This window comes from Mycobacterium sp. ZZG (assembly GCF_054786995.1).
In genome coordinates, this window is record NZ_JBTBFV010000060.1 from 15,912 (window position 1) to 31,991 (window position 16,080).

General features: G+C 67.9%; 18 protein-coding genes. 7 read left to right on the forward strand and 11 right to left on the reverse strand.

What is annotated here, in order from left to right; translation table 11 throughout:
- Positions 1-6: 6 nt before the first annotated feature.
- On the reverse strand, positions 7-801 hold the full coding sequence (locus tag ACXMYJ_RS24045; RefSeq protein WP_460359047.1) for an SDR family NAD(P)-dependent oxidoreductase: 795 nt from the start codon (positions 799-801) through the stop codon (positions 7-9).
- A gap of 96 nt (positions 802-897) precedes the next feature.
- On the opposite strand from ACXMYJ_RS24045, the gene ACXMYJ_RS24050 reads away from it, so the two are divergent.
- Complete coding sequence (locus tag ACXMYJ_RS24050) at positions 898-1,362, forward strand: SRPBCC family protein (RefSeq protein WP_460359048.1); 465 nt, start codon at positions 898-900, stop codon at positions 1,360-1,362.
- 180 nt (positions 1,363-1,542) lie between these two features.
- On the forward strand, positions 1,543-3,858 hold the full coding sequence (locus tag ACXMYJ_RS24055) for a putative bifunctional diguanylate cyclase/phosphodiesterase (RefSeq protein WP_460359049.1): 2,316 nt from the start codon (positions 1,543-1,545) through the stop codon (positions 3,856-3,858).
- A 10-nt stretch (positions 3,859-3,868) separates the two neighbouring features.
- Here ACXMYJ_RS24055 and ACXMYJ_RS24060 read toward each other — a convergent pair whose 3' ends face one another.
- The 7 genes from ACXMYJ_RS24060 to ACXMYJ_RS24090 form a co-directional block, all read right to left on the reverse strand.
- Complete coding sequence (locus ACXMYJ_RS24060; RefSeq protein WP_460359058.1) at positions 3,869-4,735, reverse strand: formylglycine-generating enzyme family protein; 867 nt, start codon at positions 4,733-4,735, stop codon at positions 3,869-3,871.
- A 13-nt stretch (positions 4,736-4,748) separates the two neighbouring features.
- A complete protein-coding gene (locus tag ACXMYJ_RS24065; protein ID WP_460359050.1) occupies positions 4,749-5,642 on the reverse strand; it encodes an HAD family hydrolase in 894 nt (297 codons plus the stop codon).
- Positions 5,643-5,916: 274 nt separating this feature from the next.
- Positions 5,917-6,636: an alpha/beta fold hydrolase gene (locus ACXMYJ_RS24070; RefSeq protein WP_460359051.1), complete on the reverse strand. Its 720-nt coding sequence runs from the start codon at positions 6,634-6,636 to the stop codon at positions 5,917-5,919.
- A complete protein-coding gene (locus ACXMYJ_RS24075) occupies positions 6,636-7,736 on the reverse strand; it encodes a 3-beta-hydroxysteroid dehydrogenase (protein ID WP_443189454.1) in 1,101 nt (366 codons plus the stop codon). Before ACXMYJ_RS24075 ends, ACXMYJ_RS24070 begins: the two co-directional genes overlap by 1 nt.
- 66 nt (positions 7,737-7,802) lie before the next feature.
- Entirely contained in the window at positions 7,803-8,012 is a 210-nt protein-coding gene (locus ACXMYJ_RS24080) for an exodeoxyribonuclease VII small subunit (RefSeq protein ID WP_443189455.1), read from the reverse strand.
- Positions 8,013-8,014: 2 nt separating this feature from the next.
- Positions 8,015-9,256 (reverse strand): exodeoxyribonuclease VII large subunit, encoded by a 1,242-nt coding sequence (gene xseA, locus ACXMYJ_RS24085; protein WP_443189456.1) that lies wholly within the window; start codon positions 9,254-9,256, stop codon positions 8,015-8,017.
- 61 nt (positions 9,257-9,317) lie between these two features.
- Entirely contained in the window at positions 9,318-9,908 is a 591-nt protein-coding gene (locus ACXMYJ_RS24090) for a lipid droplet-associated protein (RefSeq protein ID WP_443189457.1), read from the reverse strand.
- Between the two features lie 53 nt (positions 9,909-9,961).
- On the opposite strand from ACXMYJ_RS24090, the gene ACXMYJ_RS24095 reads away from it, so the two are divergent.
- Positions 9,962-10,975 (forward strand): 4-hydroxy-3-methylbut-2-enyl diphosphate reductase, encoded by a 1,014-nt coding sequence (locus ACXMYJ_RS24095; protein WP_260754859.1) that lies wholly within the window; start codon positions 9,962-9,964, stop codon positions 10,973-10,975.
- A 79-nt stretch (positions 10,976-11,054) separates the two neighbouring features.
- Here the strand turns inward: ACXMYJ_RS24095 and ACXMYJ_RS24100 are convergent, their stop codons facing one another.
- Positions 11,055-12,167 (reverse strand): DUF6542 domain-containing protein, encoded by a 1,113-nt coding sequence (locus tag ACXMYJ_RS24100; protein WP_460359052.1) that lies wholly within the window; start codon positions 12,165-12,167, stop codon positions 11,055-11,057.
- Positions 12,168-12,249: 82 nt separating this feature from the next.
- Between ACXMYJ_RS24100 and ychF the strand changes: the two genes are divergently transcribed.
- The 3 genes from ychF (at position 12,250) to ACXMYJ_RS24115 (ending at position 14,675) form a co-directional block, all read left to right on the forward strand.
- A complete protein-coding gene (gene ychF / locus ACXMYJ_RS24105) occupies positions 12,250-13,323 on the forward strand; it encodes a redox-regulated ATPase YchF (protein WP_443189459.1) in 1,074 nt (357 codons plus the stop codon).
- A gap of 70 nt (positions 13,324-13,393) precedes the next feature.
- Complete coding sequence (locus ACXMYJ_RS24110) at positions 13,394-14,140, forward strand: class I SAM-dependent methyltransferase (protein ID WP_443189460.1); 747 nt, start codon at positions 13,394-13,396, stop codon at positions 14,138-14,140.
- A 193-nt stretch (positions 14,141-14,333) separates the two neighbouring features.
- On the forward strand, positions 14,334-14,675 hold the full coding sequence (locus ACXMYJ_RS24115; RefSeq protein WP_460359053.1) for a DUF1801 domain-containing protein: 342 nt from the start codon (positions 14,334-14,336) through the stop codon (positions 14,673-14,675).
- 76 nt (positions 14,676-14,751) lie between these two features.
- On the opposite strand, the gene ACXMYJ_RS24120 is transcribed toward ACXMYJ_RS24115, so the two are convergent.
- On the reverse strand, positions 14,752-15,354 hold the full coding sequence (locus ACXMYJ_RS24120) for a class I SAM-dependent DNA methyltransferase (protein ID WP_460359054.1): 603 nt from the start codon (positions 15,352-15,354) through the stop codon (positions 14,752-14,754).
- 72 nt (positions 15,355-15,426) lie between these two features.
- Between ACXMYJ_RS24120 and ACXMYJ_RS24125 the strand changes: the two genes are divergently transcribed.
- The gene (locus tag ACXMYJ_RS24125; RefSeq protein ID WP_460359055.1) at positions 15,427-15,753 is read left to right on the forward strand and encodes a hypothetical protein; all 327 of its coding nucleotides are present in this window, start codon (positions 15,427-15,429) and stop codon (positions 15,751-15,753) included.
- Between the two features lie 4 nt (positions 15,754-15,757).
- On the opposite strand, the gene ACXMYJ_RS24130 is transcribed toward ACXMYJ_RS24125, so the two are convergent.
- Positions 15,758-16,080 (reverse strand): nitroreductase/quinone reductase family protein (locus ACXMYJ_RS24130; protein ID WP_460359056.1); only part of this gene is annotated, 323 nt, incomplete at its 5' end.

The following is a 16,080-nucleotide window of genomic DNA, read 5'->3' on the forward strand; positions in this document are numbered from 1 at the left end:
CCTGTCTCACGAGGACTGTTCCACCAGCTTCATCACGTGGCCCATGACGTCGGGGTAGCGCTTCAGGTGGGCGCCGCCGTTGATGTCGAGCACCTCGCCGGTCAACCAGGCCGAGCCCGGATCGCACAGGTACACAACGGCATTCGCGATGTCCTCGGGCGTGCCGGCGCGGCCGAGCGCGGTGTTGTCGACATAGTCCTCGACCACACCGGGCACCGATGCGGCGGCGGCGGTCAGCGGTGTGTGCACGAAACCGGGCGCGACCGCGTTGACGCGGATGCCGCGCGGCCCCATCTCCAGGGCGGCCACCTGGGTGAGCATCGACAGCCCGGCCTTGGCCGCGCAGTAGGCGCTCATCCCGGCGGCCGGCTGGCGGCCGTTGAGCGAGCTGATCTGCACCAGCGAGCCACCTTCGCGCAGATGCCTGCCGGCGTGTTTGGTCACGATGAACGCCCCGTTGAGGCAGACGTCGATGACCGCGCGGAAGTCCGCCGCGGGCATGTCGGTGATCAGTCCGACGTTGCTGAACCCCGCGCAGTTCACCGCGATGTCAAGTGGCCCGACGCTGTCGAACAGCCGCTCCACCGAGTCCTCGTCGGTCACGTCGACGTACGCCGCGGCGTGCGGATCGCCAAGCTCGGCGGCGCGCTCGCGGGCCGCCTCGTGGTTGCGGTCCGCGACCGTCACCTGGCATCCCCGGCCTGCAAGCACCGTCGCGGTCGCCCAGCCGATACCGGACGCGCCGCCGACGACGACCGCCCTGCGGTCCCCACCGGCGGTCCGCACGCTGCCGTTGCTCATCCGGTTGGCCTTTCGACGACGGAATTGACGCGTTCTAAAGTCACACCCCGAACCCGAAAGCGCAATAGCCATGGTGTGACTGGCAGACTCTGGCGGGTGACCGAGTTGAAGATGTCCGAGTCGATCTTCGTGGCCGCCTCACCCGATGAGGTTTACGCGCTGGTGTCCGACATCACCCGAATGGGTGACTGGAGTCCGATCTGCAAGGCCTGTTGGTGGGACGAGGGGGCCGGACCGTCGGTCGGGTCATGGTTCACCGGGCGCAACGAGACCCCGGAGCGGACGTGGGAGACGAGGTCTGCGGTCGTCGCCGCCGACCCCGGCCGCAAGTTCGCCTGGGAGGTCAACAACGGCTGGGTGTACTGGGGCTACGAGATGGCCGACGAGAACGGCGGCACCCTCCTCACCGAGTCGTGGGAACTCTTGCCCAAAGGGGTGAGCGGATTCCACGAACGTTTCGGTGACACCACCGAGGCAGAGATCCGCACGCGCAGCGAGGCGGCCCGGAGCGGGATCCCTGCCACGCTCGCGGCGATCAAGCAGACCGCCGAGAATGCCTGACGGCGCTCACCGCCGCAGGTCCGTCCTCGCGCCGTCGTAGTCAGCGGCACCGGTCGGCCCTCGGACCGGAACGGATCTCCAGCAAATTTGCGCTCGGAACGAGTTCTTGCGTTAGCGTCTGGTGACACACCGGCGTAGGCGTGCCGGAACGAAGCGGGGCAACGAGCAGTGGTAAGGCGGGTGAACGCTGCGGGGGCGGGCCGTGTCCGGCCTTCGGCGTGGGCGGCATTGGCGGCTCCGATCGGTATGACGGTCGGGCTGGCAATCCTGATCGTGGTCGACGGAGGCGGTGCGGTGCCGCCGCTGATCGACGACCTCGTCATCCTGGGGCTGTCGACCTACACCACCGGGTGCGCCATCCTCGCGGCTCGATCGCTGCAGGGGCGGATGCGTGCCGCGTGGTTGATGATGGCGGCGGCGCTGGCCGCGTGGGCGCTCGCGGACATGATCTGGTTCGCCTCCGAGTTTGTGTTCCACGTCGAGCCCTTCCCGTCACCGGCGGACTTCTTCTACCTGGCCTTCAGTGTGCTGGCCGTCCCGGCCGTGCTGGCGATGGCGCCGTCGGACCACTGGTCCCGGCAAGCGGCCAGGCTGCGCATCGCGCTCGACGGCGTCACGATCGCGCTGTGCACGTTCTTCTTGGCCTGGATCTTTGCGCTGAAGAGCGTGTACGACACCTACCGCGAAGACCGATTGGCGCTGGGGCTGGCCTTCTTCTACCCCGCGGCCGACATCGTGATCCTGGCGGTGACGGTCGCGGTGCTCGCCCGTGTCGACGTCCGGCACCGCGCGGTGCTGGTACTGCTCGCCGGGGGTTTTGCGCTGATGACGATCACCGACAGCGCGTTCGCCTACGCCGTCGCAGTGGGCAGCTACCAGACAGGTGGTTACCTCGTCATCGGTTGGGCCCTGCCTCTTGTGGCGGTCTGTGCCGCCGCTGCGCTGGCTCGCAAGACGCCGCCGCCCCGCGCGCAGACGGTCTCGGTTCCGTCCAACACCTCGCTGTGGGCGCCGTACGTGCCGCTACTGTTGGCCGGGACGGTGGCCCCGCCGCTGATCATGTCGGGCATGGAGTCCTTCGTCGTTCCGATGGTTGCCGTCGCGGTGTGCTGCAGACAAGCGGTGTCAGCCTGGGAGAACCGGCAATTGTTGAGCGCCGTGGCCGATCAAGCCTTCCGAGATCCTTTGACCGGTTTGGCCAACACGGCGCTGTTCCACGACCGGCTGACCCACGCGTTGACGATGCAGTCCCGTGACGACCGGGTGGTGGTCGTGGCCATGCTGGATCTCGACGATTTCTCGTTCGTCAACGAGAACCTGGGACATCCGGCGGCAGACCGGCTGCTGGTGCACGCCGGCCGCCGGATCGCGGCCTGCCTGCGGCCCGGCGACACAGTCGGCCGCCGCGGCGGCGACGAATTCGTGTTGCTGCTGGAGGGCGACGTCGACGACTCCCGCCGGATCCTGCGTTGGGCTGTCGAGACCTTCGACGAGCCGTTCACCGTCGACGGGCAGCAAGTGTCGATCCGATGCCGGGTCGGAGTGGCCGTAGCGTCACCGCACGACCGGGATCTCACCCCCGACACCTTGCTGGAACGCGCCGCCATTGCGGTGCGCGCCGCGAAGGACTCGCGTTCCTCGCACGTCCGCTTCTTCCATGTCGGCATGGCGACCTGGCAGCCCGCCGACGACACCGATCGGGTCTCGGGCGGCGGCGCGGCCAGGGTCCGCCTGCTGGGTGAGCTGCGCGCTGCCGTCGACAACGGCGAACTGGACCTTGCCTATCAGCCCAAGGTGGACCTGCGCACCGCCCGCGTCGCCGGCGTCGAAGCGCTGTTGCGGTGGCCGCATCCGGAGTTGGGGTTGTTGCACCCCCGTGCCTTCATGCAGCTGGTCCGTGAGCACGGCCTAATGCGCCCGGTGACCGACCTGGTGATCGACAAGGTGCTCGACGACGCGGCGCGGTGGGTGGCGGCCGGCACGCAGATGCCCGTCGCGGTGAACCTGTTCGCCCCCTATCTGCGCGACACCGGGTTGCCGGAGAGGCTGGCCCAGGCGCTGCACGACCGGAACCTGGACGCCGAGCTGTTGACCGTCGAAATCACCGAGGATCTCGTCATCAAGGATCTCGACCTGGTCACCGTCGTGCTCCAGCAGCTTCGAGGGCATGGAATTCGGGTCGCCATCGACGACTTCGGTAGTGGGTACTCGGCCTTGTCGTACCTGCGGGATCTGGTGATCGACGAGATCAAACTGGACCGCCACTTCATCGCTTCGGTGACCACCGACCACCGGGCGGCCACCGTGGTGCGTGCGGTCATCGAGCTCACCCACGGGCTGGGGATGACGGTCGTGGCCGAGGGTATCGAGAATTGTGCCACCGCGGAGTGGCTGCGTGACAGCGGATGCGACGGCGGCCAGGGCTTCTACTTCGGCAGGCCGATCGACGCCAGCGCAGTGCCGGATCTGGTCCGATTGGCCGGCCAGCTCACCTGATCGGCCCGAGTCACCGCGCCGTGCAGCGGAATCCGATGTGGCTCATGCCGGTGTCCACCGGCTGCGGCCTGCGCGCCGCAGGGCGATACCGCATGCAATAGCTGTCGGCGCACAGGAACGAACCACCCTTGACGACCCTGCGCGGCACCTTGAACTGTGGCTGATGAGGATCGTAACTTTCTGCCTCACAACAGGATCGCGTACCCGGGCGGTCAGAGTACCAATCGGTGGTCCACTCCCAGACGTTGCCCGCCATGTCGAACAACCCGTAGCCGTTCGGTGGGAAACTGCCGACCGGGCGGGTGCGCCCGTAGCCGCGGTCGGGCCGCCACGGGAACTCACCGTGCCAGTAGTTCGCCAGCCGTTGCCCAGGCCGTTCGGGATCGTCGCCCCATGTGTACGTCGCACCGGACAGCCCGCCGCGGGCCGCGGTCTCCCACTGTGCCTCGGTGGGCAACCCCAGCCCTGCCCATGCGGCGTAGGCTGCCGCGTCCTCGAACGCGACGTGCACCACGGGATGGTCGGCCCGCCTGTCGATCGACGACGACGGACCCGCCGGGTGGCGCCAGCATGCGCCCGGTGTCCACGTCCACCACAGGTTGAGATGGCGCAGATTCACCGGGCCCGCGGTTCTGGTGAACACCATCGAACCGGGCTGCAGGTTCTCCGTCGGCGCGCCCGGGTAGTCGTCAGGGTTGAGCGGGCGCTCGGCGACCGTGACATAGCTTGTCGCAGAAACGAACTCGGCGAACTGGGCATTGGTCACCTGCTTGGGCTGAATCCAGAACCCGGCGACGGCGACGGCCCGCGCGGGCCTTTCCTCGGGGTAGTGCGCGTCGGATCCGAGCACGCAGGTCTGTTCCGGGATCCACACCATGCCGACACCGGGCTCAGGCAAAGATCCGGGTCCAATCGCTGCGCATGCTGGCCACCACCCAGCCCTGCGGACCCGCCAGGTCAAGCGCCTTCTCGGCGCCCGCGCTGTAGTCGAATTCGCGGTCGGCGTCGTCGTGGCGCACGAGCACCGACATCGACGGGCCGGCGCCCGCGCCGGTGAACTGCAGCATCTCGATGTCGCCGTTGGAGTTTCCCGCCGCGAAGATCGGACGTCGGCCGATCCTGGCCCAGATGCGGACCGGCTTGACCGGACCGTCGTCGAAGAACTCCGGTTGCGCGGTGGTGATCAGACTGCCGTTCTGATAGATCAGCCCGACGGAGCTGCCGATCACGCGTTCGGGCGGGATGCCGTACATCTGTCCCGTCACCGCGCGCATGTAATCGCGTCCGCCGCCGGAGACGATGTAGTTGGTGAAGCCGTGTGACTCCAGGAAGCGCAGCAACTCGATCATCGGCGCGTAGCCGCACGCGGTGTACGGCCGGTCGAGCGTCGGATGCCGGGTATCGGCGAAGAACGCGTTCACCCGCGCCGCGTGATCCTCGACGGTGATCGACACATTGGCCGAGAGAATCGCTGCGGCAAGGGTTTTGAGATCGGAGTCGTCCCCCTGGTAGTGCCTGCTCACCGCGTCGCCGAACCAAGCCAGATCACCCTCGGCCGCTGCGCGGTACGGCTGACGCGCGGTCAGCGACGGGTCCGCAGCGGCCTGGGCGGCCAGCCGGCGGATCAGGAAGTCCAGTTGGATGTATGCCGGTTTCTCACACCACAGGGTGCCGTCGTTGTCGAAGACGGCGACTCGCTCCTGCGGGTCGACCTGCCGGGCGGCGTCTTCGGCGAACGCGATGATCGCGGCCTTGGCGGGGCCCTCGTTCCAGGTTTCGAGCATCTAGTCCTTCGCCAGGAATTCCTGCAGCTTCTCGAGCGCCTGGTCGATGGTGAAGCTCGCCGGCGGATGCCCTCGGCGGCGAAGCGGTCGATGTTCGGGGTGCGGTAACCCATCAGACCGTCGCTGTAGCAGCTGAGATTGGTGATGCCGATGTCGTCGCCCCAGATGACGAGAATGTTCGGTTTTCCGTTCGGCATGGCGACTCCTCCGCCGATCGACTCCTTCGTCGACCATAGGCTGATCGCTGGGGCCGGGTAGGGGTTTCGGCGAGGAATCAGCGGGCGTCGACGGTGTCGATGTGTTTTCGGACCAGCCTCGGGTACCGGCCACGGTCGGGGCGGAAGATATCGTGCGGTGAATCGGCGAACTCGTGCAGCGTCGCAGTGGGGAAAAGGTCCCGGTAGCGCGCCCATGTCGCGTCGTCGATCAGGGGGCTGTTCATGGCGCGTACCGCGAGCAGTGGCGGCTGCCAGACCGACAGTGGTTCCCAGAACGACTGAGGGCGCGCCGATCGCACCACGGCGATTCCGGCGTCGCGGTCGACGCGCTGGTGCACCGGTGTCCCACGCCAGCGACCGCCGAGCAGACCGAGCATGATCTCCTCGGTGAGCACGATCTCCTCGGGCACGTAATCGCCGATCGACACCGAACGCACGCGTGCGGAATCGGCGAGCGCCCAGACCAGCGCGTACGGCGTTCCCCGCGAGAACGTCATCAAATGCACCGGACCGTCGGTGATGTCGTCGACCACCGCGCCGACGTCACGGCTCAGCGTCACGGAATCGTAACCGGTTGCCGGAGAATCACTTTGGCCGTGCCCACGTAGCTCGACCACCACGCAGCGCCGGCCTAGCAGGGGTAGCGATTCGGCGTAGTCCTCGGCGACGCAGGTGAATCCCGGGACGAAGACCACCGGCGCGCCACGATCGTCGCCCCCTGAGTCGAGGTAGCGGATCTTCACATCGCCGTTGGCGGCGAACCGGTACTGCGCCATCAGACCTTGGGTGCGGCCGGCACCGCCGGCTGGGCGGCTTCGTTCTTCATCCGGTGGAACAGGTCTACGTAGTAGGGCATGCAGTGCTCCAACGCCTGCTCGGTGGTGAACAGCGGCCGGTAGCCCAAGTCGCGTTCGGCCTTGGCGATCGAGAAGTAGTTGTCGAGGTAAAGCCGTTCCACTGCAAGGGGTTCGAGCAACGGTTTGGGCATCCCGAACTTGAAATGCAGGAACTGCCAGACGGTCATCACGAACCACACCAGCCGCCCGGGCACCCGCAAGGTCGGCCACGGCTGGCCGCAGGCCTCGGCCACCGGGCGGGAGAACTCGAACATGTTGATCGGCTCGCCGTCGTTGATGAAGTACGCCTGGCCGGGTGCGGTCCCGCCCTTCACCAGGTGCTGCGCGGCGAGGATGAATCCGTGCACCAGGTTGTGCACGTAGGAGTTGTCGAGCTTGACGTTCTTATTGCCCACGAGCACCTTGACGTGGCCTGCGAGTACGCTCTCGAACACCTTGCGGAACATCGTCTGATCGCCCCGGCCCCAGATGCCGCTGGGCCGGATCGAGCACGTCAGCATGCCGGCGACGCCGTTCTGGGAGAGCACGAACTTCTCGGCGACGACCTTGGTCTCGGTGTAGAGATCGTTGAATCTCTCGGTGTAGGGCAGCGTTTCGTCTCCGCCCGCGATGCGCTGACCGCCCATCACCACGCTGTTCGACGCGGTGTAGACGAACCGCTTGACCCCGGCCTTCTGCGCGGCGTGCACAAGATTCTCTGTGCCGGTGACGTTCACCGCGAAACTGCGCTGCCGGTACTCCTCGGTGACCGACGCGCCGCCCATCAGGTCGATGATCGCCGCGGTGTGGATGACGGTGTCGATCCCGTCGACTGCGGCGGCGACGTCGCCGACGTCGGTGATGTCGCCGACGACCGCCTCCAGGCGCGGATGGGTGGCCAGCGGCGACGGCACCCGGTCGAACGAGCGCACGTCCAGTCCGCGATCCAGGAGCTCGGTGACCAGGTTGGCGCCCACGAACCCGGAGCCTCCGGTGACCAGGACGCGTCCGAGGTCGGTCTGCAGCGATACATCACCCATGCCCGGCAGACTAACTGAAACGTGTTCCAATTTCGAGATCCCGCGGCAGATTCACCGACCGGATCGCTATTGCTCCTCGTCGCCCGCGGCCAATGCCTTCTCCACCCGTGCCCGGGCTCCAGCTAAGTGCTGTTCGCAGCGTCTGGCCAGCTGTTCGCCACGTTCCCAGAGCGTCAGCGATGCATCGAGGTCGAGTCCGCCGTGCTCCAAACGTTCCACGACCTCGATGAGTTCGTCGCGCGCTTCCTCGTACCCGAGCTCACTAATAGGCTTCATTCTCAGTCCTCACCGTGCTCGCTGCCCCCGCTGATCGCCGTGACGGCCCCGTCGGCCACCCGAATCCGCAGCCGCGTGCCGGCCGGCGCATCGGCCACCGAGTGCAGCACGTACGGTGCCGCGCCCTCGGGCACGGCCTGCACCACGGCGTAGCCCCGCGCCAGCGTCGCGGCCGGCCCCAGTGTGGTCAGTCGCGCCGACAGATGCCCGAGGCGGTCGCTTTCGGCGGTCAGCAGGCGCTTGACGTCGCGGCGGGCGGCGGCCCGGGCGCGGTGGATCTCCTCGGCGCGCGCGTCGACCGCGGCCAGCGGGCGGGACAGCACCGGCCTGCTGCGCAGTTGGGCGACGATGTGGGCCTCCCGGTTGACCCAGTTGCGCAGCGCGCGGGCGCTGCGCCGCTGCAGATCGTCGATCAGCGCCTGCTCGGCGGCGGTGTCTGGGACGATCCGTTTCGCCGCGTCGGTCGGTGTGGCCGCGCGCAGGTCGGCGACCAGGTCGCACAGCGGGTTGTCCGGCTCATGCCCGATCGCGCTGACCACCGGGGTGGTGCACCGGGCGATCTCCCGGCACAGGGTCTCGTCGGAGAACGGCAGCAGGTCCTCCACACTGCCGCCGCCGCGCGCCAGCACGATGACGTCGACGTCGGGGTCGGCGTCGAGGCCGCGCAGCGCGTCGACGATCTGGGGGACCGCATTGGCGCCCTGCACCACGGTGTTGCGGACCGCGAATCGCACCGCGGGCCACCGTCCGGACGCGACGGCCATGATGTCGCGCTCGGCGGCCGAGGCGCGGCCGGTGATCAGCCCGATCGTGCCCGGAAGGAACGGGATGGGGCGTTTGCGGCGCGGGTCGAACAGGCCCTCGGCGTCAAGCAGCCGCCGCAGCCGTTCGATGCGGGCCAGCAGCTCCCCGAGCCCGACCGCGCGGATCTCGCTGATCCGCAGGCTGAACGAACCGTTGCGGGTGTAGAACTGCGGCTTGCCGTGCATGAGCACCTGCGTGCCCTCCGACAGCGGCACCGGCGCGTTGACCACCAGGTCACGCGGACAGCTCACGCTCAGCGACATGTCGGCGGCCGGGTCACGCAGCACCATGAACGCCGTCGACTGCCGCACCTTCAGCTCGGTCAGCTGGCCTTCGATCCACACCGAGCCCAGCCGGTCGATGTACTTGGCGACACGGGTGGCGACCGCCCGCACCGGCCACGGGTTCTCGGGGGACTTGCCCTGCTCAGGTTCGGTCATTTCGACCTTGGGCGGCGCAGGCGGCACAGGCGAGACCGGCGGGGCAGACCGGCGGGGCCGCTCACTTGGCGGACGCGCGCGTGATCCTGTTGGCCAGCAGCGTCTGGTACGGGGCGCGGGCCTTCGTGGCCTCCTCGTAGGCGAGCAGCGCCTCCAGGTCCGGGACGCGCAGCGACGTCAGCCGGGCACGCAGCTGGGCCAGGGTCAGCGACTCGTACTCGATCTCGGCGACGATCTCCGGGGCCTCAGGCCCGTCGGCAGGCGGCTGCTCGGCGGCATCGTCGCCGGCCGAAGCCTTCGCGGCGGCGTCCGGGTCTCCGCTGAACAGCGCGAACCGGCCCTCGGTGAGGCGCTCACCCTCGCGGACGGGCAGCTCGACGACGTCACCGTCGCCGTCCTGGCCCTCCAGATCCTCGTCGAAGGTCGCCCACTCCGGCTGCTCGTCCTTCGGCGGGAAGATCGTCTCCAGCGTCTCGTCGCCCTTGATCACCAGAACGGCGACGTCCTGCTGCACTTTCATCACCAGATGGGCGATCTGGCTGGCGATGGTCATCGGGTACATGAGGATGGTCTGGGGCAGTTTGCGGGTTTCCTCGATGGCGGTCACGGCCGCACCCACGAGCAGACGGACCCCATACGGCGCAGTTGACATGGTCCCCAGACTACGGCTGGGCGTTCACAGGGGCGGGTAAGTACCCTGGACTCATGCCGCCGACCGTGAACATGGGGATCCCTGGTGCCAGCCAGACCGCGCTGCGTTCCGGCGTCGGCGTCGCCGCAGGCAAACGTGTGCTGCTGGCCGAGCCGCGCGGATACTGCGCCGGCGTCGACCGGGCCGTCGAGACCGTCGAGCGCGCGCTGGAGAAGCACGGCGCTCCGGTGTACGTCCGCCACGAGATCGTGCACAACCGCTACGTCGTCGAGACCCTCGCCAAGGCGGGCGCCGTCTTCGTTGAGCAGACCGACGAGGTGCCCGAGGGCGCGATCGTCGTCTTCTCCGCTCACGGCGTGGCGCCGACCGTGCACGTCGAGGCTGCCGCCCGCAACCTGAGAACCATCGACGCCACCTGCCCGCTGGTGACCAAGGTGCACAACGAGGCCAAGCGCTTCGCCCGCGACGACTACGACATCCTGCTCGTCGGCCACGAGGGTCACGAGGAGGTCGTCGGCACCGCCGGAGAGGCCCCCGACCACGTCCAGGTCGTCGACAATCCCGACGCGGTCGACAAGGTCACCGTGCGCGACCCGAACAAGGTCATCTGGCTGTCCCAGACCACGCTGAGCGTCGACGAGACGATGGAGACGGTGCGCCGGCTGCGGGAAAAGTTCCCGACGCTGCAGGATCCGCCCAGCGACGACATCTGCTACGCCACCCAGAACCGTCAGGTCGCGGTCAAGGCGATGGCTCCGGAGTGCGAGCTTGTCATCGTCGTCGGCTCGAAGAACTCGTCGAATTCGGTGCGACTGGTGGAGGTGGCGCTGGGCGCGGGTTCGGACGCGGCCCATCTGGTCGACTACGCCGAGGACATCGATCCGGCGTGGCTCGACGGCGTGACCACCGTCGGTGTCACGTCCGGTGCGTCGGTGCCCGAGGTCCTCGTGCGCGGAGTGCTGGACCGGCTGGCCGAATACGGCTACGGAACCGTGCAACCCGTCACGACCGCCAACGAGACACTCGTGTTCGCGCTGCCTCGGGAGATCCGCCCGGCCCGCTCCTAGCAGGTACGTTCCCTGACCGCGCCGAAATCGCATTCCACGCGCCCGGAACCGCCGGCAGGCCGCATGGAATGCGATTTCGTCAGATGTCGTACTCCCAGCGGTCGGCGTCGACGTCGCGCGGGCTGCGCCGGCGAGGCCGGTACTCGGGCTGATCGTCGATATCGTCCGGGTGAGCACCTCCGCGGTAGCGCACGCGCGAGACCGGATGATGGGTGCCCGGACCGGCCGGGGTGTACGGGTCGAGCGGCTCGTAGTCGTCGAAGCGGCTGCGGCGCTGGGGCCGGTCCCGTTGGGGCCGCTGCGGCCTTCCATACCGGTCGTCGCGGTCGTCGCGCTCGTAGGACGACCGGCGTTCGCGGGGAGGGAGCGGGTCGCGGCGGGACCGGGGTTCCCGGGGTTCCCGCGGTTCCCTCGTGGAGGACGGGCGGGGACGGCGACGCCGCTCCGACGCCGAGGGATCCTCGGGCCGCGGCCTCCGGCGGCGCGGCCGGTCGGCCACGGGCTCGATGATCTCCGTCTCCGGCGCCCGCGAGTGGCGAGGTCGCGCAGCGGATTTCCTGGCCGGCCGGGCGGCGCGGCCCGTGCGGTCTGCGGCGGTCCTCGGCGCGGTGCGGCGCCGGCCCGACGGCTGTCGCTTCCTTGTTCGTGCAGCACTGGCGCCGGCCGTCACACCGCCGAGCAACGCGGTGAGCTTCGCGGCCAGCGCGCCCGGTTTCGGGGCGCTGCCGCTGCCGCTGCGCTCCGGCTTCTCGGCCGGGACGCTCTTGGCGAAGTACCACCGGGCCAGCCCGATCATCAGCACGGCGGCCGAGGTGAAGAACATCAGCGGGAACCGCTGGATCAGCGGGTAGCCGCAGTTGATCAGGACGTCCTTGACGCCGTGGATGTCGCTGCTGTTCATCAGGAAGTAGGCGGCGGGCACCGTGACGAACAACACCAGCGGCGGCTGGATCACCGCGGTGAAAACGCCGGACTGCTGCACGGCGAGCACCGCGATCAGGCATCCGAGGACGTACAGCGTGGCGAAGACGGCGGTCAGTGTGCCGTTGCCGGATCCGGCGTCGAACGCGAATCCGATCAGGGATGCGATCACGGCCGTCAGAATGGCTCCCCACCACGGAATCCCCACGATATCGGGATGCGCAGAGCGGTGATCGGAGGCCACCGCCGGCCGCGCGCGCTGATCTGACACACGTCGACCGTACCGGCTCGGGCAATCGCACGCCGCCAGCGATCGGTGGCGTGGCGGTCACACGGCCTAGACTGTGGTCCCCGTGGGCCTCAATCTGGGAATCGTCGGACTGCCGAACGTGGGTAAGTCGACTCTGTTCAACGCGCTGACACGCAACGACGTGCTGGCCGCCAACTACCCGTTCGCGACGATCGAACCCAACGAGGGCGTGGTGGCGCTTCCTGATCCGCGGTTGGCCGAGCTGGCGAAGATGTTCGGCTCGGAGAAGATCGTGCCGGCCCCGGTCACGTTCGTCGACATCGCCGGGATCGTCAAGGGCGCGTCCGAGGGCGCCGGGTTGGGCAACAAGTTCCTGGCCAATATCCGCGAAAGTGACGCGATCTGCCAGGTGGTGCGGGTGTTCGCCGACGACGACGTCGTGCATGTCGACGGCCGGGTGGATCCGAAGTCCGACATCGAGGTCATCGAGACCGAGCTGATCCTGGCCGACATGCAGACGCTGGAGCGGGCGCTGCCGCGGCTGGAGAAGGAAGCCCGCACCCACAAGGACCGCCGGCCCGTCTATGAGGCGGCCGTGGCGGCCGGCGAGGTGCTCGACACCGGCAAGACGCTATTCTCCGCGGGGGCGGACGTGTCACTGCTGCGCGAGCTGAACCTGTTGACCTCCAAGCCTTTCCTGTACGTGTTCAACGCCGACGAGTCGGTGCTCACCGACGAGAAACGGGTCGCCGAGCTGCGCGAGCTGGTGGCGCCCGCCGACGCGGTGTTCCTCGACGCCAAGATCGAAGCCGAGCTGCAGGAACTCGACGAGGAGTCGGCGGCCGAGCTGCTGGAGTCGATCGGACAGACCGAGCGCGGGCTGGATGCGTTGGCGCGGGCCGGTTTTCACACGCTCAAGCTGCAGACCTATCTGACCGCCGGGCCGAAAGAGGCGCGGGCGTGGACGATCCATCAGGGTGACACCGCGCCCAAGGCGGCCGGGGTGATCCACTCGGATTTCGAGAAGGGCTTCATCAAGGCCGAGGTCGTCTCGTTCGACGACCTGATGGAAGCCGGCTCGATGGCGGCGGCCAAGGCCGCCGGCAAGGTCCGGATGGAGGGCAAGGATTACGTGATGGCCGACGGGGACGTGGTCGAGTTCCGCTTCAACGTGTAGCTGCCGGCTCGTCGAAGTGCTGCACCAGCGTTTCCCAGAACCTCGCGCTCGGCAGACGTAGCCTTGCCACGTGAGCTTCGCCGTCTCGCCCGAGGCATACGGTCGTTTTATGGGCCGCTATGCCGAGCCTCTTGCGGCGGTCTTCACGACATTTGCCGGCGTCGGCGCGGGGGATGAGGTGCTCGACGTGGGCTGCGGGCCGGGCGCTCTGTCGGCGCAGTTGTTGTCGGTCGGGGCGCGAGTCGCAGCGGTCGACCCCTCCCCGCCGTTCCTCGACGCGTTACGGACACGCTTCCCCGACCTGGACGTGCGTCGCGGCACGGCGGAGGAATTACCGTACGACACTGCGTCTTTCGACGCCGCGTTGGCGCAGCTGGTGGTGCACTTCATGGCGGATCCCATGGCCGGCATCAGGCAGATGGCCCGCGTCGTCAGGCGTGGCGGCGTCGTCGCCGCATGTGTATGGGACGGGCCGACCGGCGCGCTGGCGCCGTTCTGGGATGCGGTTCATGTGACGGACCCAGGGGCCCAGGACGAAGCGCTCCTGGCCGGGGCGCGCATGGGGCACCTGACTGGGCTGTTCGAGGCTGCCGGCTTGCGCGGCGTGGAAGAACGTCCCCTCGCCGTCGAGGTTGTCCATCCGAGTTTTGAGCAGTGGTGGGAGCCGTACACCCTCGGTGTCGGTCCGGCCGGCGACTATGTGCAGCAACTCGACGACGAGGGTCGCGCACATCTTGAGTCAGTGGCTCGCGAACGTCTCGGTGCTGGGCCGTTCACCGTCACCGCAACTGCGTGGGCCACCCGCGCAACGGTGTGACTGCCCGGGTGTAGCTTGCTGCGGACTCGGCAAATAGGTCCGTGAGTCGTGTGGTGGACAACGGATCAGCGAGAACCACGTCAGTGATCCGCCCAAAGCCTGGTCTGAAAGTCCGAGGCTGCACGGGAGCCGATTCGGCAAGAGTGGGTGCCGGGGGTGTCGCGATCGAAATTCCAGTCTTAGATTCGGGGGTATGACCGAGGATTGGCGCGTTGACCGGGTCGAGGAAATTCGATCGTTGATCAAGCAGGCAGAACCCGATGTCGTCGAGGAGATCAAGTGGCGCAAGCCGTCGAACCCCGATGGTGTGCCGGCGTTCTCGTTGGACGGTCTAATCTGCACGCTGGAGATGTACAAGGGCAAGGTCAAAGTGAACTTCGCGAAGGGTTCGTCGATCACCGACCCGGACAACCTGTTCAACGCGAGTCTCCAGGCGCCCGTTAGGCGTTCCATCGACCTGGGTGAAGCCGACACGTTGGACCCGGACGCGTTCAAGGCGCTGATCCAAGAAGCGGTGGAAGTCAACCGCAAGTAGCGCGGGCCACGTCGTCTGCCGTGAGGCGCTGCGTTGTTGCGAACCCGGCGGAACACGAGTTCGACGTGCGGTCGAGTCAGCGAGCTCGCGCGGCGATCGCGGCGTGCGGACGCACGTCCGCGCTGCCGGCCCGCCAGACGCGGTCGTGCTCGGCGAATCCGGCCGACGCCAGCGTGCGGGACATCTCATCGACCGGCCAGCGGTAGGCCGTGGTCACCTTGTGATCGAACGGCTCGACCGCGTCGCCGGCGAAGAAGCCCACCACGAGCCTCCCGCCCGGGGTCAGCATCCTGCGGAAGTCGTTCAGGATGTCCGCGAGTTCATCTGGCGCACAATGGATCAGCGAGAACCAGGCGAGGATCCCGCCCAGTGTCCGGTCGGCAAGTCCCACGTCGCGCACTGAGCCGATCGCGAAGTCGATACCCGGCCAGCGCGCGCGGGCGCTGGTGATGAACTCCGGCACCAGGTCGACACCGCTCGCGGTGAAACCGAGCTCGGTCAGGTAGGCGGTGAGGTGGCCAGGACCGCATCCGGCATCGAGGATGGCGCCCGCACAACCGTCGAAACTGCGCCGGAGGAACACCAGGTCCTCGGTCGCGACGCGGTCAACAGCACCGAACATCCGGATGTAACTATCGGCGAGCTCGGAGTAACGCTGCCTGACGGCGGCTTCGGTCATCGCGCACAGTCTAGGAGCGGCGGGTCAGCCGTCGTATCCTGAGCGGGTCCGTCCAGAAGAGAAGGCGGGATCGTGGAGCCTGACACATCGCAGAACAGCGACGAACGCGAATCGGCACTCATCCGGCGCGAGGAAGACCTGGCCCGGCGGGAGCCGATCGCCGATCAGCGCGATCGCCTGGCCGACGAGCGTGATCTGATCGCCGACGAGCGGGAACGCCTCGCCGACGAACGCGAGCTGAAAGCCGACGAGCGCGAGGGCACAGCCGCGGCCAGGGAACGTGAGCGGCAGGAGCGTGCAGCCCAGGATGACGAACGCCGCAGAGCCGCTATGCGGCGCGACGAGGCGGAGATCCAGCGGGAGAGCGCTGCCACCCGGCGTCGGCGGGACAGCACCTGACCGGTCAGCGGGGGGTCAAGCGGAAGATCGGAATCTGCCGTCCGGAATCGGCGGTCTTCTCCCGATAGTCGGCGTAACCGGCATACACCTGCTCGGCCAGCCCGTAGAGCCGGCGGTGCTCCTCGGGGTCGGTGACCTGGTGTGCGGTGAACGGCTCCTGGCCGAATTCGCATTCCGGATGGGCCTTCAGGTTGTGATACTGTCGGCGGACATGAAAAACTGCCCACCGGCGGACATGAAAATGCCCAGTAGCGGCCAATAAGAACTGCCCACCGGCGGACACGAAAGTGCCCGTCGGCGGCCATGAATCTGTCCAGACCCCCTTTT